22 protein-coding genes and 1 pseudogene are annotated in these 20,387 nt (G+C 34.7%); 13 read left to right on the forward strand and 10 right to left on the reverse strand.

Annotated elements, in window-relative coordinates; translation table 11 throughout:
* Window positions 1-168: 168 nt before the first annotated feature.
* The 6 genes from hemC to KZH69_RS18155 form a co-directional block, all read right to left on the reverse strand.
* A complete protein-coding gene (gene hemC, locus KZH69_RS18130) occupies window positions 169-1,095 on the reverse strand; it encodes a hydroxymethylbilane synthase (RefSeq protein WP_219318894.1) in 927 nt (308 codons plus the stop codon).
* Between the two features lie 49 nt (window positions 1,096-1,144).
* Window positions 1,145-2,449 carry a glutamyl-tRNA reductase gene (hemA, locus tag KZH69_RS18135; RefSeq protein ID WP_219318895.1) on the reverse strand — a complete coding sequence of 435 codons (1,305 nt, stop codon included), beginning with the start codon at window positions 2,447-2,449 and terminating at the stop codon, window positions 1,145-1,147.
* Window positions 2,450-2,817: 368 nt separating this feature from the next.
* A complete protein-coding gene (locus KZH69_RS18140; protein WP_219318896.1) occupies window positions 2,818-3,411 on the reverse strand; it encodes a globin family protein in 594 nt (197 codons plus the stop codon).
* A gap of 19 nt (window positions 3,412-3,430) precedes the next feature.
* Window positions 3,431-3,865: a hypothetical protein gene (locus tag KZH69_RS18145; RefSeq protein ID WP_219318897.1), complete on the reverse strand. Its 435-nt coding sequence runs from the start codon at window positions 3,863-3,865 to the stop codon at window positions 3,431-3,433.
* A 135-nt stretch (window positions 3,866-4,000) separates the two neighbouring features.
* Window positions 4,001-4,840, reverse strand: coding sequence for a DUF5777 family beta-barrel protein (locus tag KZH69_RS18150; protein WP_219318898.1), 840 nt, complete (start codon window positions 4,838-4,840; stop codon window positions 4,001-4,003).
* 26 nt (window positions 4,841-4,866) lie between these two features.
* Window positions 4,867-5,262, reverse strand: a complete 396-nt coding sequence (locus tag KZH69_RS18155; RefSeq protein ID WP_219318899.1) for an OB-fold protein — start codon at window positions 5,260-5,262, stop codon at window positions 4,867-4,869.
* A 159-nt stretch (window positions 5,263-5,421) separates the two neighbouring features.
* On the opposite strand from KZH69_RS18155, the gene KZH69_RS18160 reads away from it, so the two are divergent.
* From KZH69_RS18160 to KZH69_RS18205, 10 genes and pseudogenes are all read left to right on the forward strand, one after another.
* Window positions 5,422-5,790, forward strand: a complete 369-nt coding sequence (locus KZH69_RS18160; protein ID WP_219318900.1) for a c-type cytochrome — start codon at window positions 5,422-5,424, stop codon at window positions 5,788-5,790.
* A gap of 14 nt (window positions 5,791-5,804) precedes the next feature.
* On the forward strand, window positions 5,805-6,356 hold the full coding sequence (locus KZH69_RS18165) for a YceI family protein (protein WP_219318901.1): 552 nt from the start codon (window positions 5,805-5,807) through the stop codon (window positions 6,354-6,356).
* 73 nt (window positions 6,357-6,429) lie between these two features.
* The gene (locus KZH69_RS18170; RefSeq protein WP_219318902.1) at window positions 6,430-6,969 is read left to right on the forward strand and encodes a YceI family protein; all 540 of its coding nucleotides are present in this window, start codon (window positions 6,430-6,432) and stop codon (window positions 6,967-6,969) included.
* A 137-nt stretch (window positions 6,970-7,106) separates the two neighbouring features.
* A complete protein-coding gene (locus tag KZH69_RS18175; RefSeq protein ID WP_219318903.1) occupies window positions 7,107-7,973 on the forward strand; it encodes an AraC family transcriptional regulator in 867 nt (288 codons plus the stop codon).
* Window positions 7,974-8,102: 129 nt separating this feature from the next.
* Window positions 8,103-9,116, forward strand: a complete 1,014-nt coding sequence (hemH, locus tag KZH69_RS18180; protein WP_219318904.1) for a ferrochelatase — start codon at window positions 8,103-8,105, stop codon at window positions 9,114-9,116.
* 151 nt (window positions 9,117-9,267) lie between these two features.
* Window positions 9,268-10,623 (forward strand): MATE family efflux transporter, encoded by a 1,356-nt coding sequence (locus tag KZH69_RS18185; RefSeq protein WP_219318905.1) that lies wholly within the window; start codon window positions 9,268-9,270, stop codon window positions 10,621-10,623.
* The gene (locus KZH69_RS18190; RefSeq protein WP_219318906.1) at window positions 10,610-11,164 is read left to right on the forward strand and encodes a CopD family protein; all 555 of its coding nucleotides are present in this window, start codon (window positions 10,610-10,612) and stop codon (window positions 11,162-11,164) included. Before KZH69_RS18185 ends, KZH69_RS18190 begins: the two co-directional genes overlap by 14 nt.
* 59 nt (window positions 11,165-11,223) lie before the next feature.
* A pseudogene (locus KZH69_RS18195) lies at window positions 11,224-12,639 on the forward strand (sensor histidine kinase).
* A gap of 10 nt (window positions 12,640-12,649) precedes the next feature.
* Entirely contained in the window at window positions 12,650-13,432 is a 783-nt protein-coding gene (locus KZH69_RS18200) for an enoyl-CoA hydratase/isomerase family protein (protein WP_219318907.1), read from the forward strand.
* Between the two features lie 100 nt (window positions 13,433-13,532).
* Window positions 13,533-13,931 carry a hypothetical protein gene (locus tag KZH69_RS18205; RefSeq protein WP_219318908.1) on the forward strand — a complete coding sequence of 133 codons (399 nt, stop codon included), beginning with the start codon at window positions 13,533-13,535 and terminating at the stop codon, window positions 13,929-13,931.
* 127 nt (window positions 13,932-14,058) lie between these two features.
* On the opposite strand, the gene KZH69_RS18210 is transcribed toward KZH69_RS18205, so the two are convergent.
* From KZH69_RS18210 to KZH69_RS18220, 3 genes are all read right to left on the reverse strand, one after another.
* Window positions 14,059-14,712: an HD domain-containing protein gene (locus tag KZH69_RS18210; protein WP_219318909.1), complete on the reverse strand. Its 654-nt coding sequence runs from the start codon at window positions 14,710-14,712 to the stop codon at window positions 14,059-14,061.
* Between the two features lie 129 nt (window positions 14,713-14,841).
* Complete coding sequence (locus KZH69_RS18215; protein ID WP_219318910.1) at window positions 14,842-15,828, reverse strand: acyl-ACP desaturase; 987 nt, start codon at window positions 15,826-15,828, stop codon at window positions 14,842-14,844.
* A 13-nt stretch (window positions 15,829-15,841) separates the two neighbouring features.
* Window positions 15,842-16,576: a lysophospholipid acyltransferase family protein gene (locus tag KZH69_RS18220; protein ID WP_219318911.1), complete on the reverse strand. Its 735-nt coding sequence runs from the start codon at window positions 16,574-16,576 to the stop codon at window positions 15,842-15,844.
* 241 nt (window positions 16,577-16,817) lie between these two features.
* On the opposite strand from KZH69_RS18220, the gene rnpA reads away from it, so the two are divergent.
* The 3 genes from rnpA (at window position 16,818) to KZH69_RS18235 (ending at window position 19,756) form a co-directional block, all read left to right on the forward strand.
* Complete coding sequence (gene rnpA / locus KZH69_RS18225) at window positions 16,818-17,198, forward strand: ribonuclease P protein component (RefSeq protein ID WP_219318912.1); 381 nt, start codon at window positions 16,818-16,820, stop codon at window positions 17,196-17,198.
* 90 nt (window positions 17,199-17,288) lie between these two features.
* Window positions 17,289-18,116: a DUF4349 domain-containing protein gene (locus tag KZH69_RS18230; protein ID WP_219318913.1), complete on the forward strand. Its 828-nt coding sequence runs from the start codon at window positions 17,289-17,291 to the stop codon at window positions 18,114-18,116.
* Window positions 18,117-18,118: 2 nt separating this feature from the next.
* The gene (locus KZH69_RS18235; RefSeq protein WP_219318914.1) at window positions 18,119-19,756 is read left to right on the forward strand and encodes a S41 family peptidase; all 1,638 of its coding nucleotides are present in this window, start codon (window positions 18,119-18,121) and stop codon (window positions 19,754-19,756) included.
* Window positions 19,757-19,870: 114 nt separating this feature from the next.
* On the opposite strand, the gene KZH69_RS18240 is transcribed toward KZH69_RS18235, so the two are convergent.
* Window positions 19,871-20,317 carry a GNAT family N-acetyltransferase gene (locus KZH69_RS18240; protein ID WP_219318920.1) on the reverse strand — a complete coding sequence of 149 codons (447 nt, stop codon included), beginning with the start codon at window positions 20,315-20,317 and terminating at the stop codon, window positions 19,871-19,873.
* Window positions 20,318-20,387 lie beyond the last annotated feature (70 nt).

Raw genomic sequence — 20,387 nt, forward strand, 5'->3', positions numbered from 1 at the left:
TTTTTAGAATCATTCTGAAAAAAGCCACCCGAGCGATATCGAACAGGCAAAGCAATTATTTCTCTCTCAGCCCCGATGGAAGGAAAAATCCCCTCTCGTCTTTTCGACGAGAAGGATTTGGAATGAGAGCGGGAACCCATCTTTCCAAAATGCCTAATCTTTCGCTCCTTATTTTTTTAAGCTTTCTTTTATCGTTGCCATCAATTTTGTTCCGCCGTTTGCAAAAATTTCTTGAGCAGAGTTATATCCTAATTTTTTCCATTCTTCGATGGGAACTATTTTGTTGACTTCAATTTTTTGTTTTCCGTCAAGCGAAAATAAAACTCCATTGAAGTGGATGGTGTCTTCGATTTCGTTATATCTCGCCAAAGCCCCGATTGGTGCCGTACAGCCACCTTCGAGAGTTTTTAGAAATTGTCTTTCGATATGCGTACACACTTCGGTTTCTATATCATTCAGCTGTGCAACTGCATCTCGGCAAAAATCGTCGCTGGCCATAGCTACAACAACCATTGCTCCTTGCGCAGGTGCTGGAATCATCCAATCGAGATTAATATAATTTTCTGGTTTCAAGTTGATGCGTTCTAAACCCGCAGCGGCAAATATGGCTCCCTTCCAATCATTTTCCTGTAATTTTTGCATACGGGTATTCACGTTTCCTCGCAGGTCGACTACGGTGTGATTGGGATATTTATTCCACCATTGGGCTTGACGGCGCAAGCTTCCTGTGGCAATAGTTCCTGATTCGTTAAGAAAATCAAGATTTCCTTTGTGTACCAAAATATCCAAAGTATTGGCTCTTTCCAAAACAGCAGCCTGAACAATGCCAGTAGGCAAAACGGTCGGGACATCTTTCATAGAATGCACAGCGATATCTACTTGACCGTTGATCATTGCAATGTCTAGTGTTTTGGTAAAAATCCCAGTGATTCCTAGTTCGTAAAGGGGTTTATCCAGAATGATATCTCCTTGAGATTTTACGGCAATAATCTCGGTTTTATAGTCTAAATTGTTTAGCTTTTTTTGTACCGTGTGGGCTTGCCATAGTGCGAGTTCGCTATCACGGGTTCCTATTCTAATAACTTTTTGAGCCATATTATTTTTGAATCCTTTAGATATTAAGGAACTATCTGTTTTAAATTATTTAGGATAAATTGATTTTGTATTTTTCTTCGATTTCAGAGGGGGTATTCTTTGATGCTGATTGCCCTATTTGAAATACTTTCTCAATAAATTCAATACTTTCATCTACCGAGGTATTTTCGTCTTTTAAGTGACTGGCAAAATGACTAGTAATTTTTTGAATAATTCTTGCACTGATTAAATCAGCTTGTTCTTGATCAAAATTTGATATTTTTTTTCGTTGAAAAGCCAATTCACCCGCTACAATATCATTTAATTTAGCTTTCAATGCATGAATGGTTGGAGCATATTTTCGGCCATTCATCCAAGTATTAAATTCTAATTTTATGTCCTCGATAATGGCTTCGGCTGCAGGAATATGATATTTTCTTCTCTCCAAAGTGTCATCTGTAATTTGAGACAAATAATCCAAATGGATTAAGGTTACACCATCGATTTGTTCTACATCTGGATTTACATTTCTTGGAATAGATAAATCCAAAATCAATAATGGTTTTTTTAGATTCAACACAGCTTTGTCTATGGTTGGATTTTTAGCGCCAGTAGCTACAACCAATACATCTGTTTGTTGTATTTCTTCTTGCAAATTGACATAATCTTTTACAATAACATTTAGTTTTCCTGCTATTTTTTCGGCTTTGTTCTTTGTTCTGTTTACCAAAGTGATATGACCGTTTTTAGTATGTTTTACCAAGTTTTCGCAAGTATTCCTACCTATTTTTCCTGTTCCGAATAATAGAATATTCTTATCTCCAATGTTTTCAACATTTCGGATGATATATTGAACGGATGCAAACGAAACGGATGTTGCACCCGAAGAAATTTCAGTATCTGTTTTAATTTTTTTGCTCGCTTGAATAACCGAGTTTACTAAACGATCTAGGTATGTATTTACTAAATCCTGTGACTTACTTTGATTAAAAGCAATTTTAATTTGGCTAATAATTTCAAAATCGCCCAAAATCTGACTGTCTAAACCTGTTCCTACCCGAAACATATGATTGACTGCTTCTTGATTTTTGTAGATATAAGCCACTTCTCTAAATTCTTCTACGGAACCATTACTGTTTTCACAAAGTAATTTGATCAACTCATAAGGATGATTGGCAAAACCATAAATCTCCGTTCTATTGCAGGTAGAAGTGACAATTAATGATTTTATTCCTTCAGCTTTGGCTTGTACTAATAAGGCCGATTGCGCATTAGCATCTAAACTAAATTTTCCTCTAATTGTGGCATCTGCTTTTTTGTAACTTAAACCTAAAGCGTAAAAAGTGGTAGTTTTGGACATATTGAAATTTTCCATATTATACTTTCCTTAAAAAGTTTGACAAAATTATTACTTACTATTTTATAAAAACAACGCTAGAAGAACTTTTTATATCGCTGTGGAAAAAATGATTCAAAATAAGAATTCTAAATAGCATTTATTAACATTTATACTGAAATCAAGCCTTCAATAGTTTGCTGTGTAGATTGAATCTAAATAACACTTTTATTTTTGCGTTGAATATTATATACAAAAATATCGCTAAGGGTTCTGATAAAGTATCATAAGAATTGATAAATCATTCACTTTCATATAAATAATTAATGGGAATGAAAATTTTAAAAACAATCGTTTTAAAATAAAAACGCTACCTAAAAAAGGCAGCGTTTTTATAGCAGACAAAATTACTTTTGAACAATTGGAGCTCTTAATGATTCCAAAACAACAACAATATCGGTATAAAGTTCTGTATTTGCAGCAACTCCATTTGCATTGGCAGCCGCGCCAACATAGCCTTCAAATTTAGTATAATCGGCATTACTAGATTTTGTTCCCATACGGGCATTTGTCGCAGGATCGTGAGCTGCAACCATACTAAGACCTGAATAAGTATTAACCGCACTAGTACCTCCTGTGTTGAACGAGAAAAAATCGGTCAAATTATCAGATAACTTGGCAATATTAGTAGATTGGGTAGTTCCTGTTTCTGCTAATACAGGAGCGAAATGGGCCTGTAAATTACCTGCTGCATTCGATTGAATATCTGCAACAATTAATCCGATAGTTGAGTTTACCACTTTGCGGAAACTCAAACGTCCCTGTTCTATCATCTGGCCCATATTATCTGGATCAGAAACCATTTTTGTTCCGCCTAATCGCTCATAAATAGATGCTTTTGCTACCGGTGGTGCTGGAGCATCATCGTCATTGTTGCATGAAGTAAACGCTGCAGATGCAACGATTAAAACGCCTAGTGTAATTTGTGAAAAATTTTTCATTGTAAAAAGTATTTAAAGGTTAATTAAAAATTTGATTTAATGATTTAGCCATTTTATAGCTGAAACTATTTTGATCTATTGGACAAACTTGTTTGTGCGCTAAACTTGCTGGTAAAATGTAACGTTGGGCTTCATAAGGTCTTTTATTCATTAATTCGTCATAGACTTTTTTAGAATTAGTGATTTTATTGTTGTGAAAATAGACTACCACATTTCTTTTAACAATAATAGAATCAGAGGTTAACCCTCTAATTGATCTTAAATCCGAACATATTTGTTTGGCCTGAACAGAGTCTATCGTTGTTTTAAAGTCAATTCGACTCACTTGTAGGTTGGGACTTTCATAAACTGCTGGCTTGGCTGTGATAATGTGAAAAAGCATAATGCTTAGGAATAACACAACAATGATTAATCCGGACCAGAGTCCTGTTTTTAGTGTTTTGTTAATTTTCATACCGATAGTTTTTTTTAAAATTGATTGAATTTTAAAATGATATACGAGTGTTTTTTTAACTTGGTTTTTTTTGAGAGGAAAAACATTAATTTAGAATTATTTTAAATAAATCATTGCCTCTACATCCGAATCATTTTAGAAAACTCTGGAGAGATTAAACCCGAAAAACACGTCGCCTTTTGACCAATCGCCCGTTGTTCTTGCAAGATATCCCGCTTCATCGATTCCTTGGGAATTAGTAAAATGCATTTGGAAAACGTGTCCGCCGGTTTCTAAATCAAACCCGATAGATAATGGATTGTTATATATCGAATTGGAAGCTCTATTTAAATGTGCAGCATAATCGATATTTAAAGACCAGCGTTTAGCAAATTTGTATCTTCCTCCAAAACCTATAGCATATTGTGAATTACTTTGCGCTTCATTTTCTACAAAATTTTCATGAAAGAAGGTCGGTACCACTTCCAAGGAAAGTTTTTCAGTGAATTTTCTAGAAATTAATAATTGCGCTACATACGTCAATCTGTTTTCGAATTTAAGTTCAGGATAAACACTTTCTTTGAGTGTGTTGTTAATAGACAAACTATTAAAACCTACAATGGTCACTGGGAAACCACCTTTTATTTGAGGAAGCAAAGCATATTTTGCAGCAAAATCATAAGCCAACTGATTTCTGGCGGCACTCACATGAAGTCCATCCGCAACACCGTAAATAAATTTGATTTGAGTATTGGCGTTATCCAATCCGTAGAAACCCTCAAATCCATCTTGGATAGATCCAAAACGGTGTGCTACAACGAAGTATAAATCGCCTTTTGCAGCCAGTTTTGTAGATTCTAGGTTAACAATTTTTAAAGCTTTAAAAGCAGAATTTACTTTTTCTTTTGCAACAGGAATATCTACACCCGACAATAAATCATTTTGGGAGTATGTCAATAATGGATATAAAAATAAAAAGAGTACAAGATTTTTCATAAGATATAGTTTTAAGTTTTTTTGTTTTAGTTCGTCACTGAACTTTCGTCAATTTTGAATTCACCCAATAATTCATCGTATCCTAAAAAGCGTCCTTTGATTTTTAGTGTTTTACCCGATGTTATTTTTTTTGGTAAGCTGTCTTTGAATGTTGCGAATACTTTTTCTCCGAGAACAATCCCTTTGCTCGTAGCATCAATCATAGAGATTGTGGCTGTTAATTCGATGATTTTATTTTGATATTTAGTGTAAGCCGATCTTTCATTGGCTGTAAATTCGCTCTCAAGTCCAGAAATAGTAACCACATAATCCACTTTTTCTGCACTTATATCTCGATGCGCTTTATATGAATAGAGGTAAACTAAACCTAAACTTGCAATTACCAAGCAAAGCGACATTCCCAGAAGTATTTTTTTTTTCATAGCTGTTTTTTTTTAGGTGTTTGAAGTATCTACGTTAAAAACACCGCTTTGGTTTTAAAAAATTAATATGCAATCAAAAAAAACTAAACAATACTTTTTACCGTATATGTTTTAGAAATGCTTTTATGAATCATTCTTATTAATTTAAAACCAGTAGTTATGAATCCGAAAATCCTGTTAATTGCCTTGTCATGTTCTTCAATTTTTGTGGGTTGTACCGATGACAATCCAAGCACACTAATGGATAACTCTCCTATGATGGGCTTGACAACCTATAATCAAAATGTAAAATCAATCATTGACAACAACTGTGTAGTCTGTCACGCAGCAGTCCCAAAAAATGGAGCTCCTATGTCTTTAGTGACTTATGATCAAGTAAAACAAGCCGTATTAAGCCGTGGATTGCTGACAAGAATTTCCTTAGAAAACGGCAATGGTTTCTTAATGCCAAATGGTGGACCAAGAATGCCTCAAGCCACAATAGATATTATTGTTAAATGGGAGAAAGATGGATTATTAGAACAATGATTTATAACGAAATCATGAAAAAAAATTTGCTCATACCAATGCTCTTGGCTTCATTCATTATTTTTTCGCAGGAAAAAATGATGACCAAATCAGGGACCATAATTTTTGACGCTTCATTCCCTTCTTTTGACGAAGTTAAGGGAACCAACAGCAATGTGACTTTTGTTTTAAATCCGGCAACAGGAGAAATTGCGAGCTTGGCTATAATGAAAGGTTTCCATTTTAAAATCGCTTTGATGGAAGAACATTTTAATGAAAGTTATATGGAAACGGATCAATATCCAAAAGCAATTTTCCGAGGGCAAATAGAAGGATTTGATGCTAGCCGCCTGACAGAAGATTTTAAAGATTATATCATAAAAGGAAAATTGGAACTCCACGGCAAGATCAAAGATATAAGTGCCAATGCGAAAATCCGTAAAATAGGGCCTCGAATTACTGTTTTGTCAAACTTCTCGGTAAGTACAAGTGATTTTAGCGTTGCAGTTCCATCGCTCATTAAATATAAACTTGCCAGTGAAGTAAATATTAAACTCAATGCTGTTTTGATGCGTGAATGGAATTAAAAGAGGTGGTCACCACTAGACAAATAATAAGTTTAATACAAATTATTACGAGCGTTAATTTAAAACCAGAATTATGAAAACAATCATACTTATAGCAATGCTATTTTTAACAAGGGTTTGTCTTTCGCAGGAAAACATGATTAGTAAATCGGGAACGATAACTTTTGAAGCTTCTGTTGCTTCGTTTGAAGAGGTGAAAGCAACGAACAACAGTGTCACTTTTGTTCTAAATCCGTTGACAGGTGAAATTGCCAGTTTGGCTTTAATTAAAGGCTTTCGATTTAAAGTCGCTTTGATGGAAGAACATTTCAATGAAAATTATATAGAAAGTGACCACTATCCAAAAGCGATATTCAAAGGGAAAATTGATGGTTTTGATGTGAATGGATTAAACGCAAATCCCAAAAATTTTATTATAAAAGGTACGTTAGCACTCCACGGAAAATCCAAGGATATAAATGTTTCGGCAAGAATCAGCAAATCGGCTGCGGGAATAAATCTTGTATCCGATTTCTCTATAAACGCGAGCGATTTTAACATTCCGATACCCTCAATTGTAAAAAATAAAGTTTCCAATAAAATCAATATTCGAATTGCTACAGTTTTGAAATAAGGAGACAAAACAATAAAGATTTTATAAAATAGGAAGGAAGTCAACGATAAACCATCAAAAAGATTTAATTTTGAAACACTAATTATTCATTGTCATAAAAAAACGACAATCATAACTTGACTCAAGAAAATCAAAAAATGGAGGAAGAAATAAAAATTGACGATGATTTTATCTTAATTCGCTTTCAAAATAATACAGACGAAATCACTACTTTTCAACGTCCCGTTCAATTGGGATTGATTCAATTTCATTTTGGTTTGAAAGGAAATGCCAATTATATTTTTAATCAAGGAAATTATAACATAAAACTCAACGAAGAGAAAGCTTTACTTTTTTATAATGCTGAAAAAGAATTACCGCTACATGTTGAAATTGCACCAAAATCCTGGCTCATATCCATATTTGTTTCTATCAAAAAATTTCACGGATTATTTACTAGCGATGCGGAACATATTCCTTTTCTAAGTCAAGAAAACCAAGAAAAAAAATACTACAACGAAAGTGATATTAGTCCGTCGATGGCAATTGTATTGAACCAAATGTTTCATTATAACCTGAATCCATCGATCAAGAATTTGTATTACAAAGGCAAAGGATATGAATTGTTAAGCTTGTATTTTAATCGCTCCGAAGATCCAAATGCGGAACAATGTCCATTTTTGATTGATGAGGAAAATGTTTATAAAATAAAAAAAGCTAAAGAAATTATTATTGCCAACATGGCAGAACCACCAGGCTTACAGGAATTGGCAGACGAAATAGGTCTGACTTTAAAAAAACTAAAAATGGGTTTCAAGCAAATTTATGGTGACACCGTTTATGGTTTTCTTTTTGATTACAAAATGGATTACGCTCGTCAATTATTGGATAGCGGCTCTTATAATGTAAATGAAGTAGGATTGAAAATTGGCTATAGCACCGGTAGTCATTTTATCGCGGCATTCAAAAAGAAATTTGCTACTACCCCAAAAAAATATCTAATGTCTATTAATTCTCATCTTTAGATAAATTTCAAAATTTGAATAATCAACAAAAACATCAGGTTTATATATCAAACAATAATTAAAAAATAGTTAACTCTAATTTATCCAAAAGTAAGTTTAGTTACTTTTGAAACATCAAAAATTAAACACATGAAAGGCGTATTATTAGTCAATTTAGGTTCTCCAGAAAGTCCAACTCCCAAAGATGTAAAACCGTATTTAGATGAATTTTTAATGGACAAATACGTGATTGATGTTCCGTATTTATTGAGAGCACTATTGGTTCGAGGTATCATTTTGCAAACAAGACCAAAAAAATCGGCTGCCGCTTACGCAAAAATCTGGTGGGACGAAGGCTCACCATTAGTCGTCATTTCGAAAAGAATGCACGAAAAAGTAAAGCAACAAGTTGCTGTTCCTGTTGCTTTGGCGATGCGTTACGGGAATCCTTCAATGTTGGCAGGCCTTCAGGAATTGCACGACAAAGGTGTTACCGATGTAATGCTTTTTCCGCTGTATCCGCAACACGCTATGGCATCTACAACAACGATATTGGTTTTGGCCGAAGAATTGCGTAAAAAGCACTTCCCGGAAATGAAATTTACAATCGTTCCCGCTTTTTACAACAAACCCGATTATATCAAAAACCTGGCTGATTCTATCAAAAAGAGCCTAGAAAACTTTGAATACGATCATTTATTATTCTCTTATCACGGTATTCCGGAACGCCATATTCGTAAAACCGATGTAACGAAATCCCATTGCAAAATTGACGGTTCTTGTTGTAATACGCCATCGCCAGCACACGAATTTTGTTACCGTCATCAATGTTATGAGACTACAAAACAAGTAGTTAAACTTTTAAAAATTCCTGAAGGCAAATACAGTCAGACTTTTCAGTCCCGATTGGCAGGGGATAAATGGTTAACGCCCTATACTGATGTTGAAATTAACAAAATGCCGGAAAAAGGAATTAAGAATCTGGCTGTGGTAACCCCCGCTTTTGTATCTGATTGTTTGGAAACGCTTGAAGAAATTGCTATGGAAGCCAATCACCAATTCAAAGAACATGGAGGCGAAAATTTCTTAGCTATTCCCTGTTTGAATGACAGTGACGAATGGTGCGCAACGGTAAGTAACTGGATTAATGAATGGGCAAAATGATTTTAGTCCCGAAAGCTTTCAGTAGCAGATTTTAGATCGCAGATTTCTAAAAAGCATAAAATAAATATTGAACGAAGATTGTTTTCTAAATTTAACAAATCAATTCAATAAAAAAAATTGACATCGACAAAATCTAAAATCATAAATCTAAATGGCTGTAACCTCCGAAGAATTAGGATCACAAGACATAAAGAAACTCTTGATTAAACAAGCGGTTCCTTCTTCTATTGGTATCTTATTCATGTCGGTTAATATTCTTATTGATACCATTTTTGTGGGACAATGGATTGGCTCGCTTGCTATTGCTGCGCTAACGGTCGTTTTACCCATAACGTTCCTGATTTCATCATTGGGAATGGCTATTGGCGTGGGCGGAGGGTCGGTACTTTCCAGAGCTTTGGGGTCTAATGACAGAGAGAAAGCCAAACATGTTTTTGGCAATCAAATCATGATGACATTTATTTTGTCGATGGTATTTTCTGTTTTGGGATTGATTTTTAGCGAGCAAATGCTACTGCTTTTTGGTGCCAAGGGAGCGATTATGAAACCAGCGAGAGAATTTTTTATACCCATCATCATTAGTGTTCCGTTTTTGGCGCTTTGTATGATGGGAAACAACATCATTCGGGCTGAAGGTAAAGCCAAATTTGCCATGGTGGCCATGATTATTCCGGCATTTGTAAATATTGCCCTTGACATCATTTTTATAAAATTAATGAATTTAGGGGTATTCGGTGCCGCCCTCGCAACTTCCATTTCCTATTTTATGTGTTTTGTTTTTGTGCTTTGGTTTTTCGTATACAAAAGCGAACTGCAATTAAACGCAAGACATTTAAAATTTCAAACTCATATTTTAAAAGAAATTACCGAATTGAGTTTTGTGACTTTCTCCAGACAGGGAGTCGTAAGCATATTGGCCATAATATTAAACCATACTCTTTATTTTTATGGAGGAGAACATTCCATAACTGTTTACGGAATCATAAGCAGAATGCTAATGTTTGCCTTGTTCCCGATTCTGGGAATTACACAAGGCTTTTTACCTATTGCTGGTTATAACTATGGAGCCAAAAACACCAAGAGAGTTCATGAAAGCGTGATTGTTTCGATTAAATATTCAGCAATACTGGCAACCATTATCTTTGTGGCAATTTTGTTTTTCGCCCAATCCGTTGTATCCGTTTTCACCAATGACCCAAAAGTAATTGCTGAAACACCAAACGCTTTGCGCTGGGTTTTTGCCGCTTCACCTATTATAGCCATTCAGCTGATCGGAGCCGCTTATTTTCAAGCAGCCGGAAAAGCCAAAAAAGCATTATTATTGACATTAACCAAACAAGGTTTTTTCTTAATCCCACTGGTACTTATATTACCACATTTTTTAGGTATTTTTGGAGTATGGATTGCATTTCCTATTGCTGATGTGCTTTCAACCCTAATAACGGCCTATTTCCTAAAAAAAGAAATGAATATCAAACCCATAACCACAACCGATGGATTACTATAATTACCTCAAATCCCTACACCTCATCTTCGTTATTACTTGGTTTGCAGGTTTGTTCTATATCGTACGATTATTTGTATACCAAATAGAAGCTGCCGATAAACCTTCACCCGAAAAAGAAATTCTGCAAAAACAATATAAAATTATGTCGTACCGACTGTGGTACATCATTACTTGGCCATCGGCCGTATTAGCAAGCATTTTTGCTTTTTGGATGTTGTTTTTTACCGATTTGGGAAGTGCTTGGTTGAAAATGCCATGGATGCACGTCAAACTTGGCTTCGTTTTTGTGCTGTATTTATATCATTTAAAATGCCAGCAAATTTTCGGTCAATTACAAAGAGATGAAGTAAAATACACCACTAATTTTATGCGTTTGTGGAATGAAGTGGCTACCATCATATTATTTGCAGTAGTGTTTTTGGTGATTTTAAAAAATGCCGTGAATTGGGTTTATGGAGTAGTGGGTATCATCCTTTTTTCGGTTTCAATTATGCTTGGTTTTAAATTTTACAAGAGAATAAGAGAGCGAAATAAATCGTAATTATGTTTAAAAATTTTAAGATTCCTTTAATTTCATTACGTGTAAGAATCTTTCTTTCAATGGTTGTACTGATCATTGCAACCTCTCTTTTACTCATAACCATTTCCATCTTTCAATACAAAAGTGTCGCCAAAGAATACAATCAAAAGCGAATTGAAAACATGGAGCATTATGTAAAAAAGCATATCAATTATATGCTGTCCAATACCACTTATCCCCTGACAGATGAGAATATCAAATTAATCTTTAAAGATAAAATCCACGAAATATCCGATATTCAAAATACTGAAATACAAATATATTCCTTAGATGGAAAATTACTTAAATCCTCCAAAGAGTCCTTTTCGATTGCAACACAATCACCCATAATTTCAAAATTCATACTCCGATTAGTCAATTCTTCTATTGATAAGCGATTTGTGGAGGTCAAAACAGTCAACGGGATTAAATACCGATCCTCCTATAGCCTTATCAAGAATAAAAAATTCAAACCCACCGCAATCCTTAAATTACCAGATATTCCCGATGATGGTTATTATGAAAAAGAATTAAACAATTTCTTGATTCATTTGGCACAGGTTTATGCTTTAATGATTGTTATGGCATTTGGATTGGCTTATATTTTGTCTTCATTTATTACCAAACCTATTTATGATTTTGCCGAAAAACTAAGAGAAACAAGTTTGAACCAAAAGAACGAAAAAATTCCGTTTTCTGCGAAAATTAAAGAAATCAACATGCTATTGCTTGCCTACAATAGAATGATTGAAGAACTCGAAAGAAACACCATAAAACTAGCCCAAAACGAAAGAGATTTGGCGTGGCGTGAAATGGCGAAGCAAGTGGCTCACGAAATCAAGAATCCACTAACACCGATGCGGTTAACCATTCAGAGTTTTCAACGAAAATTCAATCCCGAAGACCCAAATATTAAACAAAAACTGAACGATTTCTCCGAATCATTAATCCAACAAATTGATACGATGAGTGCTGTAGCCTCAGCCTTTTCTGATTTTGCTTCTATGCCTGCCCAACAAAATGAAGTGTTAAATGTGGTAGAAGTGATAGAACTCACTTTGGATATTTTCCATGAAGATTATATTGTTTTTGAATGTGCCGAAAAAGAAATTATTTCCAAAATTGATCGTACCTAACTCATTAGGGTGATAACGAATTTGGTCAAAAATGCCACTCAAGCCATTCCAGAAAACCAAGAAACTAAAATGGTACTCGTTACCATCGAAAGAATAAAAAACGAAGTCATTATCACCATAAAAGACAATGGCACCGGAATAGATCCAGAGCATATCGATAACATCTTTGAACCCAAATTCACCACCAAAAACAGCGGAATGGGTTTGGGTCTCGGAATCATAAAAAACATCATCGAAAACTACAACGGAACAATTACCTTTGAAACAAAATTTGGCAGAGGCACCATTTTTACCGTTACCTTACCAATCATTAACCCATAATTTAAAAATAATGAACTACGAGAATCTTTTAATTACGATAGAAAACAACATCGCAACCGTTGTTATCAACAGACCAGCCAAGCTAAACGCTTTGAATATTGCAACGATAAATGACTTGCACAAAGCCATAAAAGTATTAGGTAAAAACAAAGAAATTCAAGTTATCATACTAACGGGTACTGGAGAGAAAGCCTTTGTTGCCGGTGCAGACATTTCAGAATTTGCTCATTTTACTATCGAAGAGGGAACACAACTCGCTTTACAGGGACAGGAATTGCTTTTTAATTTTATCGAAAATCTAAAAACTCCCGTTATTGCAGCCGTTAACGGTTTTGCGTTGGGAGGTGGACTGGAACTGGCCATGGCCTGTCATTTTAGAGTCGCTTCGGACAATGCCAAAATGGGACTTCCGGAAGTTTCTCTTGGAGTGATTCCGGGTTATGGAGGAACGCAACGTTTACCGCAATTGGTTGGTAAAGGACGTGCGATGGAAATGATAATGACCGCTGGAATGATTACCGCTGATGAAGCTAAACAATATGGCCTAGTAAATCACGTAGTACCACAAGCAGAGCTAATCCAATTTGCAGAATCTATTGCTAAAAAAATCATGAATAATTCACCTTTTGCTATTGGCAGAGCTATAAAAGCCATCAATGCTAATTTTGCTGAAGGCAAAAACGGTTATGAAACCGAAATCAAAAATTTTGGAAAATGTTTTGGCACGGAGGATTTCAATGAAGGAACCAAAGCGTTTTTGGAGAAAAGAAAAGCTGTTTTTACAGGGAAATAATTTTTTAGTGCTCAAGTAGTAATATGTTATAGCCTGAGCATTTACGAAACAACTTTGTTACATATTTTAAATACCATTTCATTACCTAAAAATAAAACTTATGTCATTCCAACCAATATTTGCCGAATTTTGGGAAAAAGTTAAAGAAAGCATTGAAAATAAAACTTATGCCAAATTGACTTTGGCTAAAACCATTGGCGACACTGAATTGAAAAACATTTATGTGCGTCCAGTTTTATTAGAAAATGACGTATTCAGTCTTTCTGTTACAGCCCGCTACAAAACCGAAGAAATAGAAAGTTTTCATTCGCTGGAAGAAGCATTTTTTGTTCTGGCGCCCTATATGAATAATCCATTTTTGACGGCTTTATTATTTACCACCGAAAATGACATTACTTTTAAACTCAACAAAAAACGCGTTGGAACTATTATTGAACAAGCTCCCACATTTAAGAATGCTTCGGATGTTATTCTGGAAATGAAAGAAAAAGAAATGTAGATTTCAGAAGGCAGACTACAGATAGCACTGTTATTGCAGAAATGCACAGCAGTACATCTTTACAATAATTTTTACATCTTTTAACTGATTCTAAAAAATCTTAAATCTGCAGTCTGCCTTCTGCAATCTATGACTCCCCATCCCATTCGCTATAAAACTGCGCCAGAAATCCCTGCATGTAGTGGTGTCTTTCTTTGGCTATCGCTTTACCAGTTTCAGTATTCATTTTGTCTTTTAGCAACAACAACTTTTCATAGAAATGATTGATTGTGGGTGCCTGACTGTTTTTATATTCTTCCTTGCTCATGTGTAAGTTGGGTGCAATTTGCGGATCATACATGACCCTGTTCTTGAACCCTCCATAGTTAAATGCCCTTGCGATACCAATAGCACCTATGGCATCCAAACGGTCTGCGTCTTGCACGATATTCAATTCGATCGACGAGAATGTCTTTTCAGTTTTTCCGCCTTTAAAAGAGACGTTATCTATAATTTGAATTACATGCGAAATAACAGCTTCAGAAACGCCTTCACCTTCCAAAAACTCACGAGCTACCTTTGGCCCCACTGTTTCATCTCCATCATAAAATTTACTGTCGGCTATATCATGAAGCAAAGCACTCAGTTTAATAACGGTTTCGTCACAAACCTCACCTTTAGCTATTAAAAGTGCATTTTTATACACTCGCTGAATGTGAAACCAATCGTGACCTCCTTCGGCATTGGCTAATTTTCCCTTTACAAAAAGGATTGTTTTGTTAATTAAATCCAGATTACTCATAAGCTGTTTCATTTATAAAAAAAACTGATTTTTAAAGTATAAACCTCAAAAATCAGCAATTCTTTTTTATTTTAAAAATCAATTTCAATTTCAAAAAAATCAAAAATCGTTAACCTGCAATCTTAAATATTACAATCTCGCCGGCTCTACCCATTTGAATTGGAATGATTCACTAGGAATAACCAATCGTTCAGAGATTTTAGCCATTCTAGCCGGTAACTTCATCAAGTAATCACGAGCTTTCTCGGCTTCATCTGTTAAATTACCGATTTTATCAATTTCCCATTTATCAATTAATTTTTGCATGATTTCTACATAATCGTTTGCGGTATAAACCCCAATACGTTGAGCTGAGTCAGAGAAATGTTCGAAAGCTGAACTAATTTTATTTCCTGATTCTCTCAAGAAATGTGCTGGCATCACGATTTTAGCTTTCATCATATATTGAAAAGCAAGCATCATTTCACTTGGATCTATTTTGAAAATTTCAGTGACAAAATGGCTATACGCATGGTGGTGACGCATTTCGTCTCCTGCAATCATTTTGCACATTTTGGATAATTTTTTATCTCCATAACTTTTCGCCAATTGTGACACTCTGTTGTGCGAAACATAAGTAGCCAGCTCTTGGAAACTAGTATATACAAAGTTTTTATAGGGATCTCTTCCTGTTCCAATATCGAAACCATCATTGATTAAGTGTTGAGTGGTCATTTCGATTTCACGCATGTTTACACGACCCGACAAATACAAGTATTTATTCAATAAATCACCGTGACGATTCTCTTCTCCAGTCCATTGACGTACCCATTTGGCCCAACCGTTTCTTTCCAGATTATCAACCCCTTCAACCTCCATCAACCAATTTTCATAAGTTGGCAAAGCTTCTTCGGTGATCATATCTCCTACCATTGCTACCCAAAAATCATAAGGTAAATCTTTTGAGATTTCTCTTAGTTCTTTAACTTCTTCAAGGAAATTATCGCTCTCAGAATTCGGCAAAAAATCAGAAGGTTGCCAAATTTGCTCTACAGGTATTAAGTATTGATCAACAAAACTTTCTACCTTGTTTTCTAGAAATTGCATTACTTCTAGACGAATGTTTTTTATAGACATTATTTATTAATTATTAAATTTTTATTCCGTTTACAACCGCTGATTCGGTTTTTTGCATGATATCTTTAAACTCAAAATCCTTCACTGCAAATGCTTCATGCGCAACAAAGGTAATATGATTTCCTAAACCATAGGGAAAAGTTCCATATTTTAGGAGTTTCCACGAATTATTAATACTTATAGGAACAATAAAAGCCGATGGTGCATTCTTGCATAAAATCTTCAAACCTGTTTGCGCAAATTCCTTTGGTATTCCATTACGACTGCGCGTTCCCTCAGGAAAAATTACGGCAGAACGTTTGTGTTTTTCAATATAATCCGCCATTTTTTTGATAGACGGTATCGCCTGTTTCGGATCTTTACGATCAATTAACACAGAACCTCCATGTCGCAAATTAAAAGAAACACTCGGCACTCCTTTTCCTAATTCTTTTTTACTCACGAATTTGGGATGAAATCGTCGTAAAAACCAAATTATAGCTATAATATCATACAAACTTTGATGGTTGGCTACAAAAATGATTGGCACCCCTTTTGGTATACTTTCTGTACTTTCAAAACTAAAAGTCGTTCCTAAAATGATAACGATTTTTAGCAAAATAAAATTGAGATAGTCGACACTTTTTTTATGGGCTTGATAACCAAATACGTGTAAACAAATCCATTGAATAGGATGAAAAACAACCAAAGTCAACAGCACTAATACTAAGACAATAAAAGATAAGGGATACGAAATTAACTTTTGCATACTATTAAATTTGCCACAAAAGTAAGAAATATATTTTACAGGTCTATTTATAACACCACCAATTAATCCATTCCTATCTAATTATTTGCAATACATGAATTTACAAAATTTTAATTACAATTAAATCGAATAAAAGGAAAACTTTATCCCGCTTGTAACTCTAATTGCATTCAAAAGAGCTTGTTGTGAGACTACACATTAATTGTACCTTTGCCACTTATAACTCTTCTATTTTTATATAATGAACTTCACTTATCCCAAAAACGAAAAACTCAAAAGTAAAATAACCATTGGTTTATTGTTTACCGAAGGCAAATCGGTGTCGAAATATCCTTTGCGATTGGTTTACAATGCGGGAACTTTTGGCGAAGGCGAAAAAATAAAAATAGGGGTTTCGGTTTCCAAGAAATATTTCAAAAAAGCCGTTGACCGCAATTATTTCAAAAGGGTATTGCGTGAAACCTATAGGCTCAACAAACATTTACTACTGGACGATCTCGACCAACCATATTCTTTTATGCTTTTTTACCAAAGCAAAGACCGATTGTCCTATGAAGAAATAAACACTAAAACCGTTCAGTTGTTTGAGAAATTTTTGTTGCAAATAAAAAAAGAAGAATAACGGTTCATCACATTTTCATTTAAAGAGCCACACTACTGCTTAGTAGTAATCTAAATTAATTTTGTATTTTTAAAAATAAATTACAGCCCTATGAAATCAAAATTAATTATTGCCTTTTTATTTTTTGCACTATTCAGTTGTAAAAAAGCAGATACCGAAGCTTCCGAAGATGTCTCAATACAAGCAATAAAATTACCCTCAAAAGATAAAGTTGCCGCATCAGGAGATAATTATGAAACCGCCGGCTCGCAAGACAAAATCATAGAACAAAAAATAATCAAGAATGGCAATCTTAAGTTTGAAACTAATGACTTAGAAACAACATATGAGCAAATAAAAACCGCTGTTAAGAAAGGAAAAGCCATTATTCAAAATGATAGTGAAGGAAAAGATTATGGTATGGTTTATAGGAGGTTAACCATTCGTATTCCAAATGAGAATTTTGATTTTTTTATAAAAGACATTTCAACAGGAGTTGATTATTTTGACACTAAAGAAATTTCTTCTCAAGATGTAACACAAGAATACATCGATATTGATGCTCGATTGAAAGCCAAAAAGAAACTAGAAAACAGATATCTTGAACTTTTGGCAAAGGCAACAAAAATGTCTGAAATGCTGGCTATTGAAGCGCAACTTTCGACCATTCGGGAGGAAATTGAAGCCAAAGAAGGTCAATTGAGATACATGCAAAATCAAGTCTCTTTGAGCACGATTACAATAGAATTTTACAAAACAATAGCAGAAGAAAGTGGCGTTACTATTTCCTATGGAGCCAAAGTATGGAATTCCTTTAAATCTGGATTTTACAGTATTTCAAGCTTCTTTTTGGGCTTATTAGAAATTTGGCCATTTATTATCCTAGCAATAGCCCTATTTTATTTTATACGAAAACGATTCAAGAAAAAAAACATATAATCATGCGTACCTATTTCCAAAAAAAAATCATTATTCCTGTTGTTGCTTCCGCCTTTTTATTTGTGGGGGTCAGTTTCAAAGACGACTATTTTGAGATTGCCAAACAATTGGAAATTTTCACGACGCTATTCAAGGAGTTGAACAAGAATTATGTCGATGAGACCACTCCGGCGGAATTGATGAATAACGCTATCAAGGGAATGCTGGGTTCATTGGATCCTTATACCGTTTATTTTAATGAACAGGAAGTACTCAAATTCAAAATCAACAATACGGGTGAATACACCGGAATTGGGGCATTAATCACCAGAAAAGATGATAAATTAATCATAAAAGAACCTTATAAAAATTTCCCTGCAGATAAAGCAGGACTCAAATCCGGTGATGAAATTATTCAAATTGGTGATACTCCATTGGCCGACTTCAAAGATGATGCTTCACAACTATTAAAAGGCTCCAAAAACACCAAAATTGACATCAAATACATCCGTCAAAGTAAAACCTATTCCACTGTAATTGTATTGGACGAAGTCGAAATTAAATCGGTTCCTTATTTTGCCAAGATTGACGCCAAAACAGGTTATATTGTATTGGCTCACTTCAACAATAAAGCATCAAATGAAACCAGAGACGCATTGGAACAATTAAAAAGAGAAGGTGCAGAAAGAATTGTGTTGGACTTAAGAGGAAATCCAGGTGGATTATTGAACGAAGCAGTAAATATCTGTAATCTTTTTGTTCCAAAAAATGAGATCATTGTTACCACAAAGTCAAAAATTGAAAAGCACAACAATACCTACAAAACCTCGAAAGAACCTATAGACATCACAATTCCGTTAGTAATATTAGTGAACGGACGAAGTGCCTCAGCCTCCGAAATTGTATCGGGAGCTTTGCAGGATTTGGATCGTGCAGTGGTTTTGGGAAGTCGCAGTTTCGGAAAAGGTTTGGTACAAAGACCTGTCGAATTAACCTATGGCACACAGCTCAAAGTAACCATTTCTCGTTATTACACTCCTTCGGGAAGGTGCATTCAAGCCTTGGACTATGCGCATAAAGACAAAAACGGTATAGCCATTAGAACCGATGCCAAAAACTACAATGCCTTTAAAACCAGAAAAGGACGCACAGTTTATGATGGTGGCGGAATTTCGCCTGATATCGAAATGGAAGAGACCAAGACCAGCCCAATTGCCAATGCTTTATTAAAAAACGATGGTATTTTTAATTATGCCACTCAGTATTATTACAAAAATCAAAATCTTGGTTCCAAAATTCCAGTTATTACCGATGCTGATTATGCAGATTTCAAACAATTTTTGAAAACACAAAAATTCTCTTTTGACACGGATACAGAACTGGCTTTGAAAAATACTTTGGCCACAGCCAAAAAAGAAAAACTGGATGAATCGATTGCGGTAGAATACCAACAATTGTTAGCTGCCCTTCAAAAATCAGAGAATGCTTTGTTGGATAAAAATCAAAAAGAAATCAAAGGTTTGTTACTGGATGAAATCATTAAACGCTACCAGTATCAAGAAGGATTGTACGATTACTACATCAAGAACAATCCTGAAATTAAGAAAGCGGTTAGCATTTTGAACACCTCAACGGAGTACAATTCGATTTTGAAAATTTAATGCAAAAAAGAAAACCATCACATGACGAAATAAAATTGGGTTATTTCTGGACTTATTAAAACCAAAAACAACTTAATTTAATATCTATACAATTAATTCAAAAAACAGACCAAATTACCTTCTGGCCATTTCAATATGAGGAATATCGTCTTCAAGATACATTTCACTTGTTTGTACAAAACCAAGGCTCTCGTAGAATTTTTTAAGGTATAACTGTGCGCCAATAGTAATTTGGCTTTCGCCAAAATGTTCCAAAATACCTGCAATGGCCTCATTCATCAGTTGATGGCCCCATTTTCGGTCTCTATAATCCGGATCTACCGTTACTCTTCCAATGGATGCATTCTCAAACGAAACTCCTGCTTTAAAAAGTCGGGCGTGAGCTACAATCTTATCTTCAAAAGTACCAAAAAGATGCAACGCTACTTTGTCCTTGCCATCCATATCCAGATAGACACAATTTTGCTCCACTACAAAGATCCTGCTACGCAACTGGAGTATATCATACAACTCATTTACCGTTAATGCCTTAAAAGGCTTTATTTTCCATTCTATAGTCATCGTTGGCATTCTTTATTAATATCTTATTTTAAGCTTACAAATATAAAACTCAAAACCAATAATACTATTA

The sequence above is a fragment of the Flavobacterium taihuense genome (assembly GCF_019351435.1).
Classification (GTDB): Bacteria; Bacteroidota; Bacteroidia; order Flavobacteriales; family Flavobacteriaceae; genus Flavobacterium; species Flavobacterium taihuense.